Raw genomic sequence first — 25,097 nt, forward strand, 5'->3', positions numbered from 1 at the left:
TTATAGATTTCAAAGCTGGTATTATTGTATAATCGAAATATGAATTATACACAAATGTACAGTGTTTAAATTTTAAACAAAAGTGTTCAAAAGGGGAGCTTGATAATGGAAGTTGCATTGAGAAATATGTTTCAGTCATTAGCTAAGAATAAGTCCGCCAATAAACTAGCTCGCAAATATGGTTTACGCTTTGGAGCGAAACGATTCGTTTCTGGTGAAACGATAGCAGAAGCAATTTCAAAAGTCAGCGAATTAAACAAATCTGGTAGAGTGGTTACGCTTGATCATTTAGGAGAGTTTGTCTACACGAAAGAAGAAGCCGATGAATCAACGAGAATGTCTTTAAAAACACTAGATGAGATTCATGCATCTGGCGTTCACTCCCATTTATCAGTCAAAATGACATCACTGGGGTTGGATATTGATAAGGATTTATGCTTGAATAACATGCGGAAAATTGTTTCTAGAGCCAGCCAATACGGAAACTTTGTCCGCATTGATATGGAAGACTACGCTCATTGCCAAGTAACCATTGATATTTATGAAGAGCTCCGCAAGGAATATGATAATGTTGGTTTGGTCATTCAAGCCTATTTGTATCGAACAGAAGAAGATATGAAACGTTTGAATGAATTAAATGCAAATCTGCGTTTGGTAAAGGGAGCTTATAAAGAGCCACCGGATGTTGCCTTTCCAGAGAAAAAGGATGTAGACGAAAATTACAAAAAAATTATTGAAATGCATATGCTGAATGGAAACTACACAGCTGTTGCCAGCCATGATGAAAAAATAATCCAATTCACTAAAGAGCTTGCCGCAAATCAGGGGATTGCTAAAGACAAGTTTGAATTTCAAATGCTGTATGGAATATGTGAGGATTTGCAAAATAAGCTAGTGAGAGAAGGGTACAAAGTAAGAGTGTATGTGCCATACGGAAAAGATTGGTTCGGCTATTTTATGAGAAGATTGGCAGAAAGACCAGCAAACGTTTGGTTTATTTTGAAAAACTTATTTAAGTAAGTCGATTGAATCGAGCTCCCCTTTTTATATATTAAGTTTGCAAGACTTAGGATGAAAAAATATAAACAAAAAAGGAGAAATAAAGATGACGAATTTGACAAGTATCCCACCGTATAAAAATGAACCGTTTACCGATTTTACTCAAATCGAGAATCAGCATGCAATGGAAGCGGCTATTCAAAAAGTAAAAAGGGAATTAGGAAAAACATTCCCTCTTGTAATTGGCAAAGCCAAAATAATGACAGAAGAAAAAACGGTATCGATTAATCCGGCGAATGTGGATGAAGTCATCGGAGAAGTAAGTAAAGGGAATAAAGAGTATGCGGAAAAGGCTATGCAGGAAGCCTTGCATACGTTTGAGACATGGAAGAAAGTAAAACCAGCTGAGCGTGCTGAATATTTGTTTAAAGCTGCACAATTAATGAGGGAAAGAAAACATGAGTTTTCCGCATACTTAATCTTAGAGTCAGGGAAGAACTGGGTTGAAGCAGATGCAGATACTGCGGAAGCAATTGACTTCCTTGAGTTTTACGGGAGAGAAATGATTCGTTTAAGTGAGACATCGATCCATCAACCGCTGTACCCGACAGCTGGTGAAGTAGATAATAAGATTACCTATATTCCGCTTGGGGTTGGAATTGTTATTTCTCCATTTAACTTCCCGCTTGCTATTATGGCAGGGACAACAGTTGCTGGAGTCGTATCGGGGAATACTGTTATCTTAAAGCCGTCCGATAATACACCAGTTATTGCCGCTAAGTTTGTGGAATTAATGGAAGAAGTGGGTTTACCATCAGGTGTTATTAATTATCTTCCTGGCGATAGCTTGGAAGTAGGAGAATATTTAGTGGAGCATCCCAAAACAAGATTCATTTCCTTCACTGGATCTCGTGCTGTAGGCTGTCGTATCTATGAGCGTGCGTCTGTTGTACAGCCGGGCCAAATATGGTTAAAGCGAATTGTAGCCGAAATGGGTGGGAAAGATGGCATTGTAGTCGATGAAACAGCAGATCTTGATGCAGCAGCAGAAGCGATTGTGGCAGCGGCATTTGGTTTTCAAGGTCAAAAATGTTCTGCCGGATCTAGAGCAATGATTGTGGAATCTGTGTACGATAAAGTAGTAGAAAAGGTACTAACACGAACAAAAAATCTAGCTATTGGCCTACCAGAGACTAATGCAGCAGTAGGGCCAGTAATTGATGAAAAAGCATTAAACAAAATACTAGGCTATATTGAAATTGGAAAAAACGAAGGGAAACTAGCAATAGGCGGGTCGCGTGCAGAAGGAAATGGCTACTATATTGAACCAACCATTTTTATCGATGTTCCTGCAGATGCTCGCATTATGAAAGAGGAAATTTTTGGTCCAGTTCTTGCAATTTGTAAGGTACCTGATTGGAAAAAAGGTATTGAAGTATACAACGATACCGAATATGGCTTGACTGGCTCCTTTTTTTCTTCTCAAGAAGATCGAATCGAGTATGCATTAGAAAATCAGCATTGCGGCAATTTGTATATTAATAAGAAATGTACTGGTGCATTAGTAGGGGTGCATCCATTCGGGGGCTTTAATATGTCTGGAACGGACTCCAAAGCAGGAGGATTCGATTATCTGCTGCTTTTCACACAAGCGAAACTAAGCACAAAAAAAGTAGTGTAATCAGTGTAATTGCTAGCTCTAGCTGGCTTTTGGAAAAGTGCTAGCAAGCAGTGTTAAATCCATAGTCGAAAATAAATCAACTTTATCAAGCTGACTCTATTAGGAACACAAGAATATTACTAGAAGGAAGTAGTACCTTCTGCATTTTAATCATTCGAGTGTAGTCCTATTAGAGCCAGCTTTTTTCTATAGCATAAATCGCATCCATTTTCCCTTATTGGAAAAAACGGTTATTTAGTGATAAATTAACAATAATAAGGAAAGAAAGGATAAAGATATGTTTACAGATTCACAAATGAAGATTGAAACTTCATTTACCATCCTCTCAGACAACGAAAAAATTAGCACGCTAACAGAGGTGTTAGCAGATTATTCCTACGTTATTATTGAAAGTGAGCAGCTATTTACGATTGGAAATGAAGAGCAATACCTTTTAGCAGCTGTAAGGAATAATCAAACAATAAAAGATTGGCTAGAAGTAAGTAATATATTACCTTCAGAGGTAATTGCTGTACAGGATATAAAGAGAGAAAATCTAAGTTGGTTAAGACCAGTCATTATAAAGACACAAAATGAATTTCAAGGGATTGTAACTGCAGCAGCAAGAATCCAAGCTTTACAAAAGGAAAATAAATATCTCGCTACTTATTTTGAAACACTTGCAGAGACAATGAATGATGCTGTAACAGCAGTAGATAGTGATGGAACCGTTTTTTACTGGAATAGTGTAGCAGAAGATACCTATCAAATTACAAAAGCAGCGATTATCGGCAAAAAAATTGGCGAGCATTTTGAAACAGATTCGATTCAATTGCATCGTATTTTAAAAGAAGGCAATCCGATTAGAGGAACGTATCATCGCCCAAATGAACATACACATGTGTTAATTAATGCTTCACCTGTTCTTGTAGATAATAAAATAATCGGTGGCATTTCAACAGAACATGATATTACGAAGCTAATACACCTAAATCAAGAATTAGATTCGACTACCTCTATATATGTACAAAAAGATGAGCCTTTTTCTTCTATTTTATCAAGCAGCAAAGAAGTGAAAAGAGCGGTTGAAATGGCACAAAAAATAGCCTCGGCTGAAATACCTGTTCTTATATCTGGAGAAACAGGTACCGGAAAAGAACAGCTAGCGCAAGCGATTCACTATGGGGGATCGAAAAGAAAGAATCAGTTTTTATCGTTAAATTGTTCCACTGTTCCAAAAGATTTGGTGGAGATGGAACTGTTTGGATATCAGAAAATGACTTTTAATGCAGGAGATCCAGAAGAAATAGAAGGAAAGATAGAACAGGCTGAGTCAGGGACACTCTTTATCGAAGAAGTAGATAAAATGCCTTTAGCCGTTCAGGAAAAACTTTTGCACTATATGACAGAGCGATCCTTTACTAGGGTTGGTGGGGAGCAGCAGAAAAAGCCAGCAACAAGACTTATTTTATCTTCTACCCAGCCTCTAGGAGAGTTAGTAAGAAAAGGGGAATTTAACGAAAAGCTTTATTACCAAATTAGCGTTGTCCATATTGAAATTCCTCCCCTCCGCAACCGAAAAGAAGATATACCGCATTTAGTTAATAGTTTTATAAAGATGTACAATGAAAAATATCAGAAAAACATAATAAAAATAAATGAACAAGCAATGCATATTGTATGTTCATACGATTGGCCAGGTAATATAAAAGAGTTGAAGAATGTGATAGAGCATAGTGTATTAGTATGTGAGGGGAATAGAGAATTAACGCTTGAACATATCCCGGCAGAAATTGTGGAAAAGTATAAGGTTTCTATTCGGGGTGAAAGAGGGAATAGGGAAGATAACGAAATGGAACGAATAGAAGAAGCGCTCAAAAAAACCTATGGAAATAAGAGTGCTGCAGCAACATTGCTAGGAATATCAAGAGGAACGCTATATAACAAAATAAAAGAATTTGGCCTTAAGTAAGAAATCTCGCATTTTTTCCTCCATCATTTCATAGTAATAGATTAAATACTAGATGGTGAGGGGATGAGGAAGATGCATATCATTCGACAAGCAGAAATAGGAGATTTAGAAAGAATTGCTGCTTTTTTAACAAATGCAGAAGTGACAGTAGAAGGGTTGCAAGAATGGCTGGACTACTTTTTGCTTATGGAAGCGGAAGCTGATCAAACTCTGATAGGCACAATTGGAATAGAACCTTTTGGGAAAACAGGATTACTGCGTTCGATGGTTCTTTCTAAAGGAAATGTGGAAGATATATTGTTTTTAATACAGCAAGCGTTAAAATTAGCGAAGGATAAAGACCTGGATGCTATCTATTGTAAGGTTCATAATCCGCATTCCATGCAATTATTTCGTTTATTAGGATTTCAAGCGATAGAAGAAGAAAACATTCCAGCAGCAATGAAAGAGTCGAATACTGTAAAAAACGTTTACACTGTTGATAAGTCACATTTTATGTATATTCCGATGAATATTGTGGATAAATAGCAAAAGTTATCCACTTTTCAGGGGTGTTTATTCACAATTTGTGGACAAGTCAGATTTTTATCCCCATTTAAGAAGAAACTTGTCCTTTTTCACAAATGGTGGTATTGTCGAAAAATGAGGAATAAGAAGCGATTTAGAGAAATTGATATTAGAATGGAAAAAGGTGGATTTGAATGAAGACAAATTATTGGTCAGTGGATAAAAATGTGGATAAAGAGGAAAGTTATTCACAAATAAAACAAGCTGCTGATCTTTTAAGAAAAAATGAGGTGGTTGCGTTTCCGACAGAAACGGTTTATGGCCTTGGGGGAAATGCAAAAGAAGATTCCGCCATTTCAAAAATATTTGCTGCTAAAGGAAGACCGTCTGACAATCCGCTTATCATCCATATTGCAAAACGAGAGCAATTAGATGAATTAGTTGAAAAAGTGCCGGAGACAGCGGAGAAATTAATGGATGCCTTCTGGCCGGGACCACTTACGATTATTTTCGAAAAGAAAAATGGGGTGTTATCGGAGTTGTCGACTGCTGGTCTTTCTACAGTAGGGATTCGAATGCCTAATCACCCTGTTGCATTACAGATTATTGAGCAATCAGCCCTGCCCATTGCAGCTCCAAGTGCTAACCGTTCTGGGAAACCGAGTCCTACGAAAGCAATTCATGTGAAAGAAGATTTAGATACATACATTGCCGGAATAGTGGATGGTGGTTCCACAGGAGTAGGTGTAGAGTCTACTGTTGTGGATTGTACGGATGAGAAAGTAATGATTCTCCGCCCAGGAGGCATTACAAAAGAACAACTAGAAAGTGTTGTTGGCGAAGTGAAAGTTGATCAGGCGCTGACTGATACGGAAATAAAACCAAAGTCACCTGGCATGAAATATACTCATTACGCTCCCAATGCGCCATTGTTTTTAGTCGATGGTTCTAAGGAGAAAATTCAATTACTAATAGAAGAAGAAAAACAAAAGGGACATAGAGTCGGTGTCTTAACTACAGAGGAAAATAAAGTATTCTATCAAGCTGATTTTATTTATGCTTGTGGTGAGCGACAGGATCTATCTACGGTAGCCGCTGATCTATATGATGGTTTGCGAAGCTTTGATCATCAGCAAGTGGATATTATTTTCGGAGAAATTTTTCCGACAGAGGGTGTTGGACAAGCTGTTATGAACAGACTGATGAAAGCTGCTTCCCACCAAGTAATAAAATAGTATTTAAATCAGAAGTTAGCTCTTAAATTATTTGCAGATTCTTACTTCTAAAAGAACTTGGACGTGCATAATCTCTAATGAGCAAGTCCAAGGGGGCCAAAAAATGTCTGCAGTCGTAGGAGAACTTTTTACACTTATTTTAATGGCATTTGCTTTAGGAATGGATGCATTTTCGGTTGGGCTAGGGATGGGGATGTTTCAATTAAGATTAAAGCAAATCGCAAAAATCGGTTTTATAATTGGGGTTTTTCATGTAATAATGCCTTTGCTGGGGATGATTACAGGGAAGTTTCTTTCGGAAAATTTTAGTGAAATAGCCGGATATATAGGTGGAGCACTTCTGGTTATATTAGGAATTCAAATGATTTGGACAGGATTTAAAGAAGTGGAGACAAGTCGCATTACGCCGGCTGGTCTCGGCTTGCTTCTATTTGCGGTTAGTGTTAGTTTGGACAGCTTCTCCGTTGGTTTAAGTCTAGGAATATATCAGGCAAGAACAGTAGTGGTTCTGCTTTGCTTTGGAATTAGTGCGATGGTGCTGACGTGGTTAGGCTTACTAATTGGAAGAAAAGTACAGGGTTGGTTAGGCTCCTATGGAGAAATGCTTGGAGGAGGAATCCTTCTTATTTTTGGAATCAAGCTGCTTATTAGTTTATAGTAGTTCTAGATACGGAGAAGTGGCTTTCATCTTTTGGTGAAAGCCATTTCGCGTTCGTTTGTTTAGAAAATATAGAGTGAAAAGACAATTTTTTAGGTAGTGTAAAATACTAACAATTAATAAATGCTAAAAATATACTAGTTTTAACCGATAATAAACGAGTATTTGCACCGTCTTCTTTGTAGGTTAAATAGAATTTTTAGGTAAAATGGTCTATAATAGAACCATATAAAGGAGGATAAATGATGATTCGCATATTGTTTGTTTGTACAGGTAACACGTGCAGAAGTCCAATGGCAGAAGCTATTTTAAAGCATAAATTTTCTGCTGATGTCGAAGTCAAATCCGCTGGAGTCTATGCGGTAGATGGTAGTGCTGCATCTTTGCAGGCGCAGGAGGTTCTTTCTGAAAAGGGAATCCAGCATAACCATTTTTCCACAATGGTCACAAAAGAGTTAATAGACTGGGCGAATTATATATTCACTATGACAAAAGGACATAAAAATATGCTTGTGTCAGCATATCCATCCTCCATTGAGAAAACGTTTACGATAAAAGAATATGCAGAGGATGACCTGAATGGGGATGTGAGTGATCCTTTTGGAGGGACTGTTTCGATGTATCGAGACACATATGAAGAATTAGAAATCTTGATAGATAAAATAATGGAAAAAATAACAAAAAGTGAGTGGTAAGGTGTTTCTTATTCATGAGGGGGAAAAAGAGTGGGAACAAAGGGGCAGTATAAGTTTAGTTTACGAAAGAAATTGGCGCTATTTATTACGATTCTTGCGATTATTACGTATTCAACAAGTGCTTTTTTTATGTATATTCTCTATCCAGTCATTGAAAGCAAAATCGCCATTAGTTCCGTTATTTTTAATATTGTCACCTTAGTATTAGGTATATTTTGGTCTGGTTTTTTGGGCTTTTTGGCGGCGGGGTTTATTATTAAACCGTTAAAGCGATTGGAACAAAGTGCATTAAAAGCCGCACATGGAGATATAAGCCAAGATGCGGAAGTTTCAAAATCAGATGATGAAATTAAATCTTTAGGTTTAGCCTTTAATCATATGCTTTTTAATTTACGCGACATGGTTCAAAGTATTGAAAATAATTTTAACAAAACAAACGAAACAGTAAAACGGATTTCTGCTGAATCGGATAATGCACTGGAGCAAACATTAGCAATTTCTAATTCGGTTGGAGAAATTGCTGGGGGGGCTGAAATGTCTGCACAAAGTGTACAAGCATCAGCAGAGTCTGTGGAAGAATCAATGAATATCGCTCTTAGTGTGGAAAAAAAAGCGAATATGTCCAAATCTATTTCCGGACAAATGTCTGAAAAGTTAATAGAGACAAATACAGTAGTTCGTTCCTTGGTGGATGGGATGATGGAGTTGGCAGTAGAAAATACGCATTCCTTAAAGTCTGTGCAAAATTTAGAAATTCACTCTAAAGAAATTGAAGAAGTGTTAAAGCTTGTTGGAGAAATTGCCTCACAGACGAATTTATTAGCATTAAATGCTTCTATTGAAGCTGCACGAGCTGGAGAACATGGTGCTGGCTTTAGCGTGGTTGCTGAAGAAGTAAGAAGACTTGCTGATGAGAGTGGTAAAGCAGTAGAAGGAATTGCGGAGATTATCCGTAATATGCAGACAGAAGTTAAAAATGTCGTCACGCAAATTACAAACCAAGTCGAGAATGCCCAAGAAAAAGCGGAAACAGGGAAGAAAACGAATTTAATTTTCAATGAAATGAATGAAACTACAAATAAAATGATAGATGCAACAGCTGATATAACCGAATTGATTCATAAGCAAAAACAGCAAATTTATGAAACAACTCAGCAATCGCAAGAAGTTGCAGCGATTGCGGAAGAAACGGCTGCCGGAGCACAACAGGTAACGAATATTGCGGATAATCAAACGGCACTTATTCGCAAGGTGGATGGATTAGCATTGGAATTACAAGCGCATGCAGAAGAATTGCAGCAAACCATTTGTCGTTTTCAAATTAAAGAATAGTATACTTGTACTCCCTATATCTTTGTGCAATGATGGTTATAGTATAAGAAATGTAGGTAACTTGAAGAGGGGTGTTTGAATTGAATGAGGAAACACTTAAGCTAAAGGAGCAGTTACAAACGATTCTAACGGAATATCAAGAACAGGCACAGCTGAAAGAACAGCAATTATTTGTGATTGGCTGCAGTACAAGTGAAGTTATCGGCCAAAAGATTGGTACCGCGGGAACGGTAGATGTCGCTTCCTTAATTTTTGAAGAATGCCAAAAATTTCAGCAGCAAGCAGGGATTTCGCTTGCTTTTCAATGCTGTGAACATTTAAACCGAGCTTTGGTAGTCGAAAGAAAAGTAATGTTAGCAAGGAACTTACCGGAAGTTTCTGTTGTACCGGTGCGTCATGCCGGTGGAGCTATGGCCACTTTTGCTTTTCAGCAGATGGAAGATCCGGTGGTCGTAGAGTTTATTCAGGCAGATGGCGGAATCGATATTGGCGACACCTTTATTGGTATGCACTTAAAGCATGTTGCTGTACCAATCAGAACCTCGCTGAAGGAACTAGGAAATGCTCATGTCACACTGGCGAAATCCCGTCCTAAATTAATTGGTGGTCCAAGAGCTGTATATGAGAACACAAAAGAAAATCTTTCTTGTTAATGAAAAACCAATGAAATTCCTGCATGCTTTTTAGGGATTTTGTTGGTTTCTTGTTTTTATGCACTGGCGTTGAAATTAAGAAGAGAGAGAAAAAAGATAATAGAGACTCCGACACCTCCGCTCACCTATATCCTATTCCCCTGAGTACTATCGCTAAATAATAATTTTTTGCTAAGAAAACCACCCAATGATAATAAAAAAATTAATATTTTAACACAGGTTCATTTTATTGAAATAGTAGAAAAATAATTTTTTTTGTATCTTTTAAAAAAAATAACGAAAATACTTTAAAAAAACCGAACGAAAAGTGTATAAATCATTTGATAATTCGTAAATTTGCTCTTTCCTTTTAAAATATATACATGATAGAATAGAGGCAGATTTACGGTGGAAAAGAGAGAATAGTCGGGAGGAAATACATATGAAGCATTTAGCGGAGCAAGATGAACTGGTTTTTAAAGCAATACAACAAGAATTAGGACGCCAAAGAGCGAAGATTGAATTGATTGCATCAGAAAACTTTGTTAGTGAAGCGGTAATGGAAGCGCAAGGATCTGTATTAACTAATAAATATGCAGAAGGTTATCCTGCTAAACGTTATTATGGTGGATGTGAATATGTAGATATTGTCGAGGATATTGCTCGTGATCGTGCGAAGGAAATCTTCGGTGCGGAACATGTAAACGTACAACCGCATTCAGGTGCGCAAGCAAATATGGCTGTTTATTTTACCATTTTAGAGCATGGAGATACTGTGTTAGGAATGAATTTGTCACACGGTGGGCATTTAACACACGGTAGCCCTGTTAATTTTAGTGGTGTTCAATATAATTTCGTGGAGTATGGTGTGGATAAAGAAACACATTATATTAACTACGAAGATGTTCGTGAAAAAGCGTTGGCTCATAAACCAAAATTAATCGTAGCTGGAGCAAGTGCATATCCACGTGAAATCGATTTTGCGAAATTCCGTGAAATTGCTGATGAGGTTGGAGCATACTTAATGGTGGATATGGCTCATATAGCTGGTTTGGTTGCTGCAGGCTTACATCAAAATCCAGTTCCTTATGCTGATTTTGTTACTACTACAACACATAAAACTTTACGTGGGCCACGTGGAGGAATGATTCTATGCAAAGAGGAATATGCCAAGAAGATTGATAAATCTATTTTTCCAGGAATTCAAGGTGGTCCGTTGATGCATGTAATTGCAGCAAAGGCTGTTGCCTTCGGGGAAGCATTGCAAGCTGATTTTAAAGATTATGCAGAGAATATTATTGCAAATGCAAAGAGGTTAGCAAGTGGTCTGCAAAAAGAAGGATTAAACTTAGTGTCGAACGGTACGGATAATCATTTATTATTAGTTGACCTTCAATCATTGGGTTTATCTGGAAAAGTGGCAGAGCATGTATTGGATGAAGTGGGGATTACTGTAAATAAAAACACAATTCCTTATGATCCAGCAAGTCCTTTTGTGACAAGTGGAATCCGCATTGGAACAGCAGCGGTAACATCTCGTGGCTTTAGTTTAGAGGACATGGATGAAATAGCATCTATTATTGGGTTTACACTTAAAAACCATGAAGACGCTGAGAAGTTAGCAGAAGCTGCCAAAAGAGTAACAGCATTAACAAGTGAATTTGAATTGTACAAGGAACTATAAGAGGAAGAGAACAATCGATAAGGCGCATAGCGGCTTATTGACTGTTCTCTTTTTTTAAGACGATTTTTTTCTAGGTTTTCGGAAAAACTATCATAGAAAATTCAAATTTAGAAAAGAATTTCAGTTGATTCAGAAATACTTTTTCTGTAGAATAAATAGAAGTGTGTTAACGAAGTATCCTGTCGAAAAAAGCGGATATTTATACTAATGAAGGAACGGAGTGAATAGTTGTGGCAAAAGTATATGTATTTGATCACCCATTAATTCAGCATAAACTTACATACATCAGAGAAAAACAAACAGGTACGAAGGAATTTAGGGAGTTAGTAGACGAAGTGGCTACTTTAATGGCTTTTGAAATTACTCGTGATATGCCATTAGAAGAAATTGAAATTGATACACCGGTCGCAAGAACAAAATCAAAAGTTCTTTCAGGTAAAAAACTGGGTATCGTTCCTATCCTGCGTGCTGGTATCGGAATGGTGGATGGGGTTCTAAAATTAATCCCTGCTGCGAAAGTTGGACATATTGGATTATATCGTGATCCTAAAACATTAAAGCCAGTGGAATACTATGTTAAGTTACCTTCGGATGTCGAAGAAAGAGATTTTATTGTTGTAGACCCAATGCTTGCTACTGGTGGTTCTGCAATTGAAGCAATTCACTCTTTAAAAAATAGAGGCGGAAAAAATATTAAATTTATGTGCTTAATCGCAGCTCCTGAAGGGGTAGAGGCATTAAAAGAGGCACACCCAGATGTAGATATCTACATTGCGGCACTAGATGAAAAATTAAATGAAAAAGGTTATATTATACCAGGTCTAGGAGACGCTGGAGACCGATTATTTGGTACAAAATAATACCGTTGGAAGAAATGCTCAGAGCAACATAGCTCTGGGTATTTTTTTATTCTGCTCATCTAAAAAGTCTTCTTAGGAAAAGAATCTTTATAAATTTGAGAGTCTTTTGCTTTCCTCAATAGTTGAATATTCATTTGTGATAAATGTCACATCTGGATTGCGATGTGTATTTTTGCCAATACATAAAAACACAACTTGCGGTCAAAATAAAAAGCATAAAGATTTGCAGGGGGCGGTAATAATGCTACAAAAAACACTCGGAATTCTCCTCTTTATACCACTATTACTATCACATTTAACAATGGCAGCATCTTTAAAAACTCCAAATCTTCCCTCGCAAAATTCCAATGAAGTTCAAATTGCTATTGTGCATACAAAGAAGAATTATGCCGAACAAGAAATCGATCGGCTGCTTAGCCGATATCCTGATTTAAAAAGAAGATATATTTTTACAGAGGTATTCAGTGGTTTTTCTGTGGAAGGACCGGTATATGAACTTGAAAAATTAAAACAAAGCGAAAGCGTGAACCAAGTCTCAAAGGTTCAGACTTATATGGCAGAAGCAGAAGACCCAGTTGAAATAATAGGAGCAGATGAAATTAGGAATTACTTAGGCAAGTCATTAGATCATATTAGTGGCAAAGGAATAAAAATAGGGGTCATCGATACAGGGATAGATTATCAACATCCTGATTTAGCCAAAAATTATCGGGGTGGCTATGATTTCGTGGATAAGGACAAGGACCCGATGGAAACAAAAGGGTTAGGAAATAAAGATACTTTTCATGGAACTCATGTTGCTGGAATTATTGCAGCAAACGGAAAAATCAAAGGAGTTGCTCCGAACGCAACAATTTATGCCTATAGAGCATTAGGTCCAGGTGGTTCTGGAACAACAGAACAAATATTAGCAGCAATCGATAGAGCTGTCAGAGATAAAGTTGATATTATCAATTTATCATTAGGCAGTGATGTGAACGGCCCAGATTTGCCAATTAGTCTGGCTTTAAATGAAGTCGTTAAGAAGGGGATAATTGCGGTTGCAGCAGCTGGAAACGCTGGCCCGGCCGAATGGACAGTTGGCTCTCCAGGAACAGCAGCTAAAGCCATTTCCGTTGGCGCTACCACGCCAAATATCCATACTCCTTTTTTCACCATAAATGATAAGAAAATTGCCTTAACAAATATGGAGAACAGTAAAGAATGGAAGGGGATGGCATCTATTCCATTAGCAAGCGGTGGAATAGGAAAGAAGCAGCAGTTAACGAATGCAAAAGGAAAGTTAGTATTAATAGAAAGAGGAGAATTGACATTTACTGAAAAAGTGCAGAATGCCTATGAGGCTGGGGCGGTCGGGGTATTAATATTTAATAACTTGCCCGGAGCATTTCAAGGAATGCTAGAAAAAGAAGTCCCTATACCAGTAGCAGGAATTACAAAGGAGGAAGGAGAATTTATAAAGAAGACTATTCAAAAAAAGAAAATATATGTAACCATCGAAAAAAAGTGGGAAAAGGATATACTGGCAGATTTTAGCTCGCGTGGACCTGTTACAAGTACATGGGAAATTAAACCAGATGTTCTCGCGCCTGGAGTTGTGATAAATAGCACAGTTCCAGATGGATATATGGCTTTACAGGGAACAAGTATGGCAGCTCCGTTTGTTGCTGGAGCCTGTGCGTTATTGTTGGAAGTGCATCCTGACTGGGGTCCGGAAGAAGTAAAAGCGGCTTTAATGAATACCGCAAAGTCAGTCAAAAATAGACAAAATGTGACATATAAAGTGTATGAGCAGGGAGCGGGTCGAATTCAAGTTGACCAAGCCGTAGATGCCAATATTTTAATTATGCCAGGTAGTATTCGTTTCGGAAAATATAAATTAGTAAAAGAAAAGAATCAATATAAAGCGTATATCACTATTAAAAATGCAGGGAAAAGAAAGGAAAAAATATCTTTTGATTTTCCCAAAGGAAAGCGCGGGATTAGCTGGAAACTTCCTCTTTCTTTTACAATAAAACCAGGAGAAAAGAAAAATATTCCAATAATAATGAATATCGATGATAACCTTTTCAATAGGAAACTGCAAGATGGTATAATTAGAGTGAGGGCAGGCGGAAAATTAATTGAATTACCCTATTTATATGTATTGGAAGAACCAGATTATCCAAGAATTATGGGATTCGATTTTCACAAGAAAAATGGAGAAAGCTGTTATGAATATGAGACCTATTTGCCGACTGGTGCTGAAGAATTTGGAATTGCTCTTTTTAGAGAAGATACATTACAATTTGTCCGGTTTCTAGATTGGAAAAAAGAAGTAAAAAGAGGTCGGTTAAAAGGTGAATTTGCCCTAACAAAAGTAGAAGAAGCAGGGACATATCGAATGAAAATATTTGCCAAAAAAGCTGGGAAGGAGGACATGCTTGAAAAAATTCTAAAAATAAAATAAGCTATAAGAAAGAGATTGTTAAATGGTGAGCAATGAATTTTTTTTTTGTATTTAAATGCATTGACATTGACAATACCCTATTGTATGCTTACAAGGGGTATGAATAGGTTTTCACCCGCGGAGTATCAAGATTTTAACACTAGTATAGTGTTAATAGAGTTAAGGGGCAAGCGATATAATCGCTTCGTTTATCGGTTGAAAAGGAAAGATAAACATATGGTATAATGCCCGAAATGATACAAAAGGAATGTGCTTTTTCTCTGCTTCGCTTTATTTTCGCGGGTTTAGAGTGATGCCCTGAAAATAAGGAGGATAGAGAATTGGAACAATTGTTTGAGATTTATATGAGGGTTAAGAAATACCTTTATTTCTTTTTATCATTTTGTGCATTTGCTTGGGCGCTCACCCCCTATCAATCTGTTTTTCTTGGTCTATTCGTCGGGACAAGTGCCAGTGTATTCAATCTCACCTTACTGGTTAGAAGAGCAAAGGTCTTTGATAAAGCCATTGAAGAACAAGGAAAGGTTTATGGCTTAGGAACCATTTCCCGAATGGCTACAGCAGTAATAGTTTGCTTAATTGCCGTAGAATATCCACAAAAAGTTCACTTAATAAGTGTTGTAATTGGATTGATGACAGCTTATATTGTCATTATGGCAGATTATTTAGTGCGTTATTTTATTTTACATAAGAATGGTGAGAAAAGAGGTGAGTAATATTGCATCATGAAGCACCTACCAAAGTGTTTTTAGGATTAACTTTTAACCTATCTAATGTTTTGATGATTGTTGTATCAAGTTTAATTGTTTTTTTAATTGCGTTTTTTCTCACTCGGAATCTTCAAATGAAGCCGACCGGCAGACAAAATTTGATGGAGTGGATTATGGACTTTGTCCGTAATATTATTAAAAATAACATGGATTGGAAAGACGGAGGAAGGTTTCATGTTTTAGGAATCACTCTTCTAATGTATATCTTTATTTCCAATATGTTAGGTTTACCTTTTGCTATTACAGTAGACCATCAGCTTTGGTGGAAATCGCCAACTGCAGACCCTGGTGTAACGTTAACGCTGGCAATTATGGTAGTCGGTTTAACTCATTACTACGGTGTCAAAATGCGTGGTACAAAAGGGTACTTTAAAGAGTTTGTCCAACCAGTAGGATTTTTATTACCATTGAAAATAGTAGAGGAATTTTCAAACACACTCACACTGGGTCTTCGTTTATACGGAAACATTTATGCAGGTGAGGTACTACTAAACTTACTAGTAAATGGTTTAGCGAAAGCCAATTATATTGGAACAGTAGCGGCCTTCCCATTAACAATGGTATGGCAGGGATTCTCCATTTTTATCGGAAGTATCCAAGCATTTATTTTCACTTTATTAACAATGGTTTATATGGCTCATAAAGTAAGTCAAGACCATTAATATATATACCCAGTTCAGAATATGGACAAACTTTATAATAATTACAATTTAGGGAGGATTTTAATAATGGGTTCATTAGCAGCAGCAATTGCAATTGGTTTAGCAGCACTAGGTGCAGGTTTAGGTAACGGATTAATCGTTTCTCGTACAGTAGAAGGGATTGCTCGTCAGCCAGAAGCAAGAGGTATGCTTCAATCAACAATGTTCATCGGGGTTGCATTCGTAGAGGCGATTCCTATCATGGCGGTTGTTATCGCATTTATGGTTCTTTAATAGAATAAGAATAATATTATTCCAGTTATGGCGAAGATCATTCGATAAGAACCTTCGCCATTCCTTTATTTAAAATCAACAATTCACATGAAAAACATGTGAAAAGCGTATTTCGATAGCTAACAAATTGTTCCTATTATTTTATAAATAAGCATATTCACCTTTTTTCCATAAGCGAATAAAGGTTTCCTGTATGTGATACAAAACACTATCTGAAAGGAGTGAATCAAGCGTGTTCACAAATGGATTAGTATTAGGTGCCGTAATGAATTTTGCGGGCGGTGATGTAATCGTTCAATTACTATCTTTCTTATTATTACTGTGGGCAATCAAAAAATTTGCATGGGGTCCTTTAATGAAAATGATGAAGGATCGTGAGGAATTTGTTGCAAATGAAATAGATAATGCAGAGAAAAGCAGACAAGAAGCTGCCAAACTATTAGAAGAACAAAGAGCATTATTAAAAGAAGCACGTAATGACGCACAAGAATTAATTGATAAAGCAAAACAACAAGCAGATGCTCAAAGAGAAACAATCATTGATGATGCAAGAAAAGATGCAGAGCGAATCAAAAATTCTGCTCTAGTAGAAATTGAACAGCAAAAAGAAAAAGCTGTTGCAACAATTCGCGATCAGGTCACTTCTCTTTCTGTTTTAATCGCTTCTAAAGTGATTGAAAAAGAATTAAATGAACAAGATCAAGAAAAGTTAATTCATGATTACATTCAAGAGGTAGGCGAGAAACGATGATGGATACAGGTGTTGCAAAGCGTTATGCTTTAGCCCTTTTCCAAATCGCCAAAGAAAACGGACAGATCGATCAGCTAGATGAAGAAGTACGAGTAGTAAGATCATTAGTCACTTCTTCACCTGATATTCATACATTTCTACAATCTCCTAATATTGCATTAGAAAAGAAAAAAGAAATGGTGAAAGTGGCATTTGCTTCTGCGAGTGAGTATATACAAAACCTTTTAATGCTATTGATTGATCGTCATCGTGAAGAGATGATTACTAGTATATGTGATCAATTTATTGCACTAGTTAATGAAGCAAAAGGGATTGCAGATGCAAAAGTATATTCCATCAAACCGTTAACTATGGATGAGAAAAGAGCTATTTCAGCTACATTCGCTGCAAAAGTGGGGAAAATATCGCTAAATATTGAAAATATCATTGATTCTAACCTATTAGGCGGAATTAAGGTGAGAATCGGTAATCAAATATATGATGGTAGTCTTCAAGGGAAGCTGAACCGTCTACAACGACAATTATTAGGATAGTAATTCTTTAGATAGGGGTGAAACGCATGAGCATCAAAGCGGAAGAAATCAGTGCTCTTATAAAAAAGCAAATTGAAAGTTACCAATCGGAAGTTCAAGTAAGTGAAGTTGGTACTGTAATTAATATTGGTGATGGTATTGCTCGTGTACATGGCCTAGATAACTGTATGGCTGGAGAGCTTGTTGAATTTTCTAATGGAGTAATGGGCTTAGCTCAAAACCTAGAAGAAAGCAATGTCGGTATCATTATTCTTGGACCTTATACAGATATTCGTGAAGGTGATGAAGTTCGTCGTACCGGAAGAATCATGGAAGTCCCAGTAGGAGATGCGCTGATTGGACGCGTAGTAAACCCTCTTGGTCAACCAGTTGATGGACTAGGTGCAATTAACACTACCAAGACTCGTCCAATTGAGTATTTAGCACCTGGTGTAATGGATCGTAAATCAGTAAGTGAGCCACTTCAAACAGGAATTAAGGCCATTGATGCACTAGTGCCGATCGGTCGTGGACAACGTGAGTTAATCATTGGTGACCGTCAAACAGGTAAAACATCTGTAGCGATCGATACGATTCTAAACCAAGCAGACCAAGATATGGTTTGTATTTATGTTGCGATTGGACAAAAGGAATCAACAGTACGTAACGCTGTAGAAACATTACGTAAAAATGGTGCATTAGATTACACAATCGTTGTAACAGCATCTGCTTCTCAACCAGCACCACTTCTATACTTAGCTCCATATGCTGGTGTAGCAATGGGTGAAGAGTTTATGTATAACGGTAAACACGTTTTAATCGTATATGATGATTTAACAAAACAAGCATCTGCTTATCGTGAACTGTCCCTATTACTTCGTCGTCCTCCAGGTCGTGAAGCATATCCAGGGGATGTATTCTACTTGCATTCACGTCTACTTGAGCGTGCCGCTAAATTGAGTGATGCAAAAGGTGGAGGGTCAATTACGGCTCTACCATTTATTGAAACACAGGCAGGAGATGTTTCTGCTTATATTCCAACAAACGTAATTTCGATTACAGATGGACAAATTTTCTTACAATCTGATCTATTTTTCTCCGGCGTACGTCCAGCGATTAATGCAGGTTTATCTGTTTCTCGTGTTGGTGGTTCTGCCCAAATCAAAGCAATGAAAAAGGTTGCTGGAACATTACGTCTTGACCTTGCATCATTCCGTGAGCTAGAGTCATTCGCTCAATTTGGATCTGATTTAGATAAAGCGACACAAGATAAATTAAATCGTGGTGCTCGTACAGTAGAAGTATTGAAACAAGATCTTAATAAGCCATTAAAAGTTGAAAAACAAGTTGCAATTCTATATGCACTTACACGTGGTCATTTAGATGATATTCCTGTAGTGGATATTAAACGTTTCGAAGAAGAATTCTTAAATTGGTTAGATCATAATCATACAAATGTGGTAGAACATATTGTTAAAACTAAGGATCTTCCATCTGATGATGATATGAACGCAGCAATTAACGACTTCAAAAAAACGTTTGTAGCTTCTGAATAAGAAGGCAAACTTATAGATTGGTGGTGAGAATCTTTGGCATCTTTACGTGATATAAAAGCTCGTATTGACTCAACAAAAAAGACTAGCCAAATTACGAAAGCCATGCAGATGGTGTATTCGGCGAAAATGAATAGAGCGGTTATTAATGTAAAAGCATTTATTCCGTATATGTCTAAAATGGAAGAAGTGACACATTCTGTGGCTCTAGGCAGCTCAGGTGTTAGCCATCCAATGCTTCAAACACGCCCTGTTAAAAAAACAGGATATCTGGTTATTACTTCTGAACGTGGATTAGCAGGAGCATACAACAGTAACGTACTAAGAAAGCTAAATCAAACAATTAAAGAACGTCATCAATCAAAAGATGAATATGCCATAATTGTTATTGGTAGAATCGGTCGAGACTTTCTATTAAAGCAAGGACATAATGTCATTTTGGATGTAGTGGGAATTCCTGATTTACCAGATTTCCTAGATATTAGAGATGTAACAAGCAAAGCAGTAGGTATGTATGATGATGGTACTTTTGATGAACTTTATGTTTACTATAGTCATTATGTAAGTGCTATTCAGCAGGATGTGATAGAGAAGAAGGTTCTTCCGTTAACGGAAATGGATGCTTCTAATAAGACATTAACATCCTATGAATTTGAGCCATCAGCAGAAGAAATTCTCGATGTTCTATTACCACAGTATGCAGAAAGTCTACTTTATGGTGCTCTGCTTGATAGTAAAGCTAGTGAGCATTCTGCACGTATGACAGCGATGAAGAATTCTACTGATAATGCGAAAGAATTAATAGACAATTTAAGTTTACAGTATAACCGTGCAAGACAAGCAGCGATTACACAAGAGATTACGGAAATCGTTGGTGGAGCTGCAGCGTTAGAATAACGATATAAATAAGTTCTGCTAGACTTAATGTTTTAGCAGAACCTGCTTTAAGAAAGTTTAGGAGGGAAATTAATGAGCACAGGACGAGTTCTTCAAGTTATGGGACCAGTTGTTGACGTGAAGTTCGATGGAGGAAGTCTACCTGACCTTAACAACGCATTACGCATTGTTCAAGGTCCAAATAGTTCTTCTAACATAGAATTAACCCTTGAAGTGGCCCTTCATTTAGGTGATAACACAGTTCGGGCTATTGCAATGTCTTCTACAGATGGCGTTACAAGAGGCGCAGAGGTATTAGATACTGGAAAATCTATTTCCGTACCTGTTGGGGATGTAACACTAGGTCGTGTATTTAATGTATTAGGAGAAACAATCGATTTAGATTCAGAAATTCCAGCAAGTGCAAGACGTGATTCTATTCACAGAGAAGCTCCTAAGTTTGAGCAATTATCAACCCAAGTAGAAATTTTAGAAACTGGTATTAAAGTGGTAGACTTATTAGCGCCGTATATTAAAGGTGGGAAAATTGGTCTATTTGGTGGAGCCGGTGTAGGTAAAACAGTTTTAATTCAGGAATTAATCAACAATATCGCGCAAGAACATGGTGGTATTTCTGTTTTTGCTGGTGTTGGGGAACGTACTCGTGAAGGAAATGACCTTTATCATGAAATGACGGATTCAGGCGTTATTAAGAAAACAGCGATGGTATTCGGACAAATGAATGAGCCGCCAGGTGCTCGTATGCGTGTTGCCTTAACAGGATTAACGATGGCTGAATATTTCCGTGATGAACAAGGACAAGATGTTCTTTTCTTCATCGATAATATTTTCCGCTTTACTCAAGCTGGTTCTGAGGTTTCCGCGTTGCTTGGCCGTATGCCATCAGCGGTTGGTTACCAGCCAACATTAGCAACTGAAATGGGTAAATTACAAGAACGTATCACATCAACAAATGTAGGTTCTGTAACTTCTATCCAAGCAATCTATGTACCAGCGGATGACTACACAGATCCAGCTCCAGCTACAACGTTTGCTCACTTGGATGCAACAACAAACCTTGAGCGTAAATTAACAGAGATGGGTATTTACCCAGCGGTAGATCCACTTGCTTCTACTTCTCGTGCCCTTTCTCCTGAAATAGTTGGGGAAGAACATTACAATGTAGCGAGAAATGTGCAATCTACACTACAGCGTTATAGAGAGCTTCAAGATATCATCAGTATCTTAGGAATGGATGAGCTAAGCGATGAAGATAAATTAGTTGTTCACCGTGCAAGAAGAATTCAATTCTTCTTATCTCAAAACTTCCACGTTGCAGAACAATTTACAGGTCAAAAAGGTTCTTACGTACCTGTAAAAGAAACGGTAAAAGGATTTAAAGATATTCTTGATGGTAAATATGATCACCTTCCAGAAGATGCATTCCGTTTAGTTGGTCGTATTGAAGAAGCAATCGAAAAAGCTAAATCTATGGGTGTAGAAGTATAAAATAATCAGGAGGGGTAGTAATGAAGACGATTAAAGTCAATGTAGTAACTCCTGATGGCCCGGTGCATGAATCAGATGTAGAAATGGTGATCGCAAAAGCAGAAAGTGGAGAACTTGGAATTTTAGCAGGCCATATTCCAATGGTTGCTCCACTTAAAATAGGAGCTGTTCATTTGAAAAATGGTTCAGATTCTGAATATATAGCGGTGAATGGTGGAATATTAGAAGTTCGCCCAGATCAGGTGACAGTACTTGCTCAATCTGCTGAATTAGCGGAAGAAATTGATTATGATCGTGCCTTACGTGCTAAGGAGCGCGCTGAACAAAGATTACATGCTCAAAAATCAGAACATGTGGACTTTAGACGTGCAGAACTTGCTCTTCAACGTGCAATGAATCGTATATCCATTGTTGAGAAAAAATACTAAAAAAGTCCCTAAGGGGACTTTTTTTAGTGGGTTAGATCTAAAGGAAAGATATAGAGCGGTAAAGTAGATGTCCTATTATTTTAAAAATTATTGGGCAGTTAAATAAGTGACACTAAGAGTAAAGCTAACACTCCGGATTGGGCATAAAAATGCAACAAACAGTCAGCATGGAGTAGAGAAACCCACTCTGGATGAATGTTTACATTTTTTAAGATGAAAAAAATAAAAAAATAATAACACAAAGTGAAACCTTTTTATAAGTCAATACGTCAAATAATAGTTGAAACAGAAGGGATAGATGGGAGGAAAAAATGGTAGAAGCTTTTGGACAACAGGCATTACTGAGTATTTTGATACATATCGTTTTTATCGCTCTTTCGTGGTGGGCATTACAGTCACTAAATTTTGAGAAATTCCTTCGTAAAAACAGAGTTTTTCAAGCACGAGTATTATATGTATTATTAGCCATTATAATGGGATCGGTTGTCAGTAATTTTTTACTCGACTATTTAGTTTGGTCTCAACAATTACCATTAATATTGAAGTAATTACCAAAATAAGAAATAATTAATTACAAAGATAGGTCTTCATACATGTTTTCATTCGTTCGTTTTTTAAGTAAAATTCATTTTGTGTGCTTAAATAGTTTGTTCATTGATTAACGTTTTATTCATGTCAAAAAGTGACGATTAATCATTAGTATGCAATTCTTCTCCTTGGAAACAATGGTAGTATGGGGGAGGAATAACAATGAAAATAAATAAAACGTTAATTATAATAACAATATTAATTGGTTTGGCTTATCTTACAATTGGGAATAACATCACTATCGCGAGAACGAAGTCTGACTTAATAACTATAAATGAAATTTTACAAAAACAAGAAAATGTAACGATTAATGAATGGTCTCTGCATGCAAGAGAAAGACTGGAAAATGTTACAAGCATTGAAGATGCAAAAGCATATCAGTCGGAGTTAAAAACAGTTTTCCCAAATGGTGATTGGGTGGAAACGAAAAATCATCAGAGCTGGCAAGCAAAGATGGTCTTGAAATCCAGTGGCCAAACAGAAGAAAGTATAATCTTAACCACTTCTTTAACAACTGATAACGTCCAATCATATATTATGTATGAGGTGAGAGGAAAGAAGTTAGCGGACAAAGAAATGAAAAGGTTAGATATGGAAATTAATAAAAAAATTTCTGACATATTTCGAGGAAAACCAACAATTTTCTCTTGTATTAAAGGCGAATTCAGTGATAAGATGAATGAGACTTTGCCTTATAAAGTTAACCATTTGCTAGATGCATTTCAGGCAAAAAAAGTAGAGGCGTTGGAAGAGGATGATTTTATATCCACCTCCGCATATACGCCGTTATTTGAAGAACGAATTGATAATAGCGAAAAGGAAATGAATGTACAAATAGGACTAAGAACACAAGATATGGGAGGAAAAACTACCTTCGTAGTTGGCACACCCATCATAACGATTGAATATTAATATAGAGATATTGGACGCGGAGGGGAATAGACTTTGGATAAAATCATCGTCCGCGGCGGAAAAAGGTTGAATGGAACGGTTAAAGTAGAAGGCGCAAAAAATGCCGTTTTGCCTGTGATCGCCGCTACATTATTAGCAAGTGATGGAAAAAGTATAATTAAATCAGTTCCGACTCTTTCAGATGTATATACGATTAATGAAGTATTGCGATATTTAAATGCAGAAGTACATTTTGAAAACGGAGAAGTAACTGTAGATGCATCAAGCGATTTAAGCGTAGAAGCGCCATTTGAGTACGTAAGAAAAATGCGCGCATCTGTTTTAGTAATGGGTTCTTTGTTAGCAAGAAATGGTCATGCAAGAGTAGCATTACCTGGTGGTTGTGCAATTGGATCAAGACCAATTGATCAACATCTAAAAGGTTTCGAAGCAATGGGAGCAAAGGTTCAGGTTGGTAATGGATTTATCGAAGCTTCCGTAGATGGACGTTTAAAAGGTGCGAAAATCTATCTTGATTTCCCAAGTGTTGGTGCTACGGAAAATATCATGATGGCTGCTTCTTTAGCAGAAGGTACGACTATTATTGAAAACGTGGCAAAAGAACCGGAAATTGTTGACTTAGCAAACTTTCTAAATAAAATGGGCGCAACAGTAAGAGGGGCAGGTACAGGAACTATTCGTATTGAAGGTGTAGAAGTGCTGCATGGTACAGAACATACGATTATTCCGGATAGAATTGAAGCAGGCACATTCTTAATTGCTGCTGCTATTACGAATGGAAATGTCCTTGTACAGGGTGCTGTTCCAGAACATTTATCATCCTTGATTGCCAAAATGGAAGAAATGGGTGTTGTTTTCAAAGAAGAAGAAGACGGTATCCGTGTGATTAGTGCAGAAAATTTAAAAGCTGTAGATATCAAAACAATGCCTCATCCAGGATTTCCAACAGATATGCAATCTCAAATGATGGCATTACTTCTTCGTGCAAAGGGAACTAGCATGATTACAGAAACTGTTTTTGAAAACCGTTTTATGCATGTAGAAGAATTTAGACGTATGAATGGCGACGTGAAAATTGAAGGTCGTTCTGTTGTTATGAATGGACCAACTAATCTTCAAGGCGCAGAAGTAGCTGCTACTGATTTACGTGCTGCAGCTGCCTTAATATTGTCTGGACTTGTTGCAGACGGTATTACACGCGTTACAGAGCTTAAGCATTTAGATCGTGGCTATGTTAATTTCCACGAAAAATTAGCTGCATTAGGCGCTGATATTGAAAGAATTACTGAAGAAAGCGAATTAACGTTAACAGCAAGCTATGTTGCAGATTTAAATGCATAATATATTAAGCAAACTTTATTTATCGATTTCATTCCGATAGATAAAGTTTGTTTTTTTGTGGGTAAAATTATACATAATATGAAAAATATTTTAGAAGTTCAATGAAGGCTCAAATTGTGTTTAGGTATGTGCCATAATTTTTATTAAAAGGCTGTTATATAATAGAGGGAAATGCAGAAGATGTTTAAATAACAGGATTGCTAAAATAGTATGCAAAACCGAAATATTTAGAACCATAA

General features: G+C 37.0%; 24 protein-coding genes. All 24 read left to right on the forward strand.

Annotation, left to right across the window (positions count from 1 at the left end; genetic code table 11):
• The first annotated feature begins 105 nt into the window (after nt 1-105).
• The 24 genes from NiCM35_RS14340 to murA all read left to right on the forward strand — a co-directional run bounded on the left by NiCM35_RS14340 (nt 106) and on the right by murA (nt 24,858).
• Nucleotides 106-1,020: a proline dehydrogenase family protein gene (locus NiCM35_RS14340; protein ID WP_095329573.1), complete on the forward strand. Its 915-nt coding sequence runs from the start codon at nt 106-108 to the stop codon at nt 1,018-1,020.
• A gap of 85 nt (nt 1,021-1,105) precedes the next feature.
• On the forward strand, nt 1,106-2,680 hold the full coding sequence (pruA, locus tag NiCM35_RS14345; protein WP_123258490.1) for an L-glutamate gamma-semialdehyde dehydrogenase: 1,575 nt from the start codon (nt 1,106-1,108) through the stop codon (nt 2,678-2,680).
• 277 nt (nt 2,681-2,957) lie between these two features.
• Nucleotides 2,958-4,631, forward strand: coding sequence for a sigma-54 interaction domain-containing protein (locus tag NiCM35_RS14350; RefSeq protein ID WP_095329575.1), 1,674 nt, complete (start codon nt 2,958-2,960; stop codon nt 4,629-4,631).
• 72 nt (nt 4,632-4,703) lie between these two features.
• Entirely contained in the window at nt 4,704-5,159 is a 456-nt protein-coding gene (locus NiCM35_RS14355) for a GNAT family N-acetyltransferase (protein WP_095329576.1), read from the forward strand.
• Between the two features lie 173 nt (nt 5,160-5,332).
• Entirely contained in the window at nt 5,333-6,373 is a 1,041-nt protein-coding gene (locus NiCM35_RS14360) for an L-threonylcarbamoyladenylate synthase (RefSeq protein WP_095329577.1), read from the forward strand.
• A 103-nt stretch (nt 6,374-6,476) separates the two neighbouring features.
• On the forward strand, nt 6,477-7,031 hold the full coding sequence (locus NiCM35_RS14365; RefSeq protein ID WP_095329578.1) for a manganese efflux pump MntP: 555 nt from the start codon (nt 6,477-6,479) through the stop codon (nt 7,029-7,031).
• A gap of 245 nt (nt 7,032-7,276) precedes the next feature.
• A complete protein-coding gene (locus tag NiCM35_RS14370) occupies nt 7,277-7,726 on the forward strand; it encodes a low molecular weight protein arginine phosphatase (RefSeq protein WP_095329579.1) in 450 nt (149 codons plus the stop codon).
• Between the two features lie 30 nt (nt 7,727-7,756).
• Nucleotides 7,757-9,058 (forward strand): methyl-accepting chemotaxis protein, encoded by a 1,302-nt coding sequence (locus NiCM35_RS14375; RefSeq protein WP_172859365.1) that lies wholly within the window; start codon nt 7,757-7,759, stop codon nt 9,056-9,058.
• A gap of 80 nt (nt 9,059-9,138) precedes the next feature.
• Complete coding sequence (locus tag NiCM35_RS14380; protein ID WP_095329581.1) at nt 9,139-9,711, forward strand: TIGR01440 family protein; 573 nt, start codon at nt 9,139-9,141, stop codon at nt 9,709-9,711.
• A gap of 421 nt (nt 9,712-10,132) precedes the next feature.
• Nucleotides 10,133-11,374: a serine hydroxymethyltransferase gene (gene glyA / locus NiCM35_RS14385; RefSeq protein WP_433779865.1), complete on the forward strand. Its 1,242-nt coding sequence runs from the start codon at nt 10,133-10,135 to the stop codon at nt 11,372-11,374.
• A 230-nt stretch (nt 11,375-11,604) separates the two neighbouring features.
• The gene (gene upp / locus NiCM35_RS14390; RefSeq protein WP_095329583.1) at nt 11,605-12,234 is read left to right on the forward strand and encodes a uracil phosphoribosyltransferase; all 630 of its coding nucleotides are present in this window, start codon (nt 11,605-11,607) and stop codon (nt 12,232-12,234) included.
• Nucleotides 12,235-12,475: 241 nt separating this feature from the next.
• Nucleotides 12,476-14,683 carry a S8 family serine peptidase gene (locus NiCM35_RS14395; RefSeq protein WP_235850239.1) on the forward strand — a complete coding sequence of 736 codons (2,208 nt, stop codon included), beginning with the start codon at nt 12,476-12,478 and terminating at the stop codon, nt 14,681-14,683.
• A gap of 320 nt (nt 14,684-15,003) precedes the next feature.
• Nucleotides 15,004-15,399, forward strand: a complete 396-nt coding sequence (locus tag NiCM35_RS14400) for an ATP synthase subunit I (protein WP_095329584.1) — start codon at nt 15,004-15,006, stop codon at nt 15,397-15,399.
• Nucleotides 15,400-15,401: 2 nt separating this feature from the next.
• Complete coding sequence (gene atpB, locus NiCM35_RS14405; RefSeq protein WP_163187495.1) at nt 15,402-16,115, forward strand: F0F1 ATP synthase subunit A; 714 nt, start codon at nt 15,402-15,404, stop codon at nt 16,113-16,115.
• 66 nt (nt 16,116-16,181) lie between these two features.
• Complete coding sequence (atpE, locus tag NiCM35_RS14410) at nt 16,182-16,388, forward strand: F0F1 ATP synthase subunit C (protein ID WP_016204791.1); 207 nt, start codon at nt 16,182-16,184, stop codon at nt 16,386-16,388.
• 232 nt (nt 16,389-16,620) lie between these two features.
• Nucleotides 16,621-17,139 carry a F0F1 ATP synthase subunit B gene (gene atpF, locus NiCM35_RS14415; RefSeq protein WP_095329586.1) on the forward strand — a complete coding sequence of 173 codons (519 nt, stop codon included), beginning with the start codon at nt 16,621-16,623 and terminating at the stop codon, nt 17,137-17,139.
• Nucleotides 17,136-17,672 (forward strand): F0F1 ATP synthase subunit delta, encoded by a 537-nt coding sequence (locus NiCM35_RS14420; protein ID WP_095329587.1) that lies wholly within the window; start codon nt 17,136-17,138, stop codon nt 17,670-17,672. Before atpF ends, NiCM35_RS14420 begins: the two co-directional genes overlap by 4 nt.
• Nucleotides 17,673-17,698: 26 nt before the next feature.
• Nucleotides 17,699-19,207, forward strand: coding sequence for a F0F1 ATP synthase subunit alpha (atpA, locus tag NiCM35_RS14425; protein ID WP_095329588.1), 1,509 nt, complete (start codon nt 17,699-17,701; stop codon nt 19,205-19,207).
• A 33-nt stretch (nt 19,208-19,240) separates the two neighbouring features.
• A complete protein-coding gene (gene atpG / locus NiCM35_RS14430; RefSeq protein WP_095329589.1) occupies nt 19,241-20,101 on the forward strand; it encodes an ATP synthase F1 subunit gamma in 861 nt (286 codons plus the stop codon).
• A gap of 72 nt (nt 20,102-20,173) precedes the next feature.
• Nucleotides 20,174-21,589, forward strand: a complete 1,416-nt coding sequence (gene atpD / locus NiCM35_RS14435; RefSeq protein WP_095329590.1) for a F0F1 ATP synthase subunit beta — start codon at nt 20,174-20,176, stop codon at nt 21,587-21,589.
• 20 nt (nt 21,590-21,609) lie between these two features.
• A complete protein-coding gene (locus tag NiCM35_RS14440) occupies nt 21,610-22,017 on the forward strand; it encodes a F0F1 ATP synthase subunit epsilon (RefSeq protein ID WP_047940726.1) in 408 nt (135 codons plus the stop codon).
• Nucleotides 22,018-22,328: 311 nt separating this feature from the next.
• The gene (locus NiCM35_RS14445) at nt 22,329-22,565 is read left to right on the forward strand and encodes a DUF1146 family protein (RefSeq protein WP_095329591.1); all 237 of its coding nucleotides are present in this window, start codon (nt 22,329-22,331) and stop codon (nt 22,563-22,565) included.
• A gap of 202 nt (nt 22,566-22,767) precedes the next feature.
• Nucleotides 22,768-23,517: a YwmB family TATA-box binding protein gene (locus NiCM35_RS14450; RefSeq protein ID WP_433779870.1), complete on the forward strand. Its 750-nt coding sequence runs from the start codon at nt 22,768-22,770 to the stop codon at nt 23,515-23,517.
• Nucleotides 23,518-23,550: 33 nt separating this feature from the next.
• Nucleotides 23,551-24,858: a UDP-N-acetylglucosamine 1-carboxyvinyltransferase gene (gene murA, locus NiCM35_RS14455; RefSeq protein ID WP_123258487.1), complete on the forward strand. Its 1,308-nt coding sequence runs from the start codon at nt 23,551-23,553 to the stop codon at nt 24,856-24,858.
• Nucleotides 24,859-25,097 lie beyond the last annotated feature (239 nt).

It is taken from the genome of Niallia sp. M35 (assembly GCF_050971705.1).
Taxonomy (GTDB): Bacteria; Bacillota; Bacilli; order Bacillales; family Cytobacillaceae; genus Niallia; species Niallia circulans_A.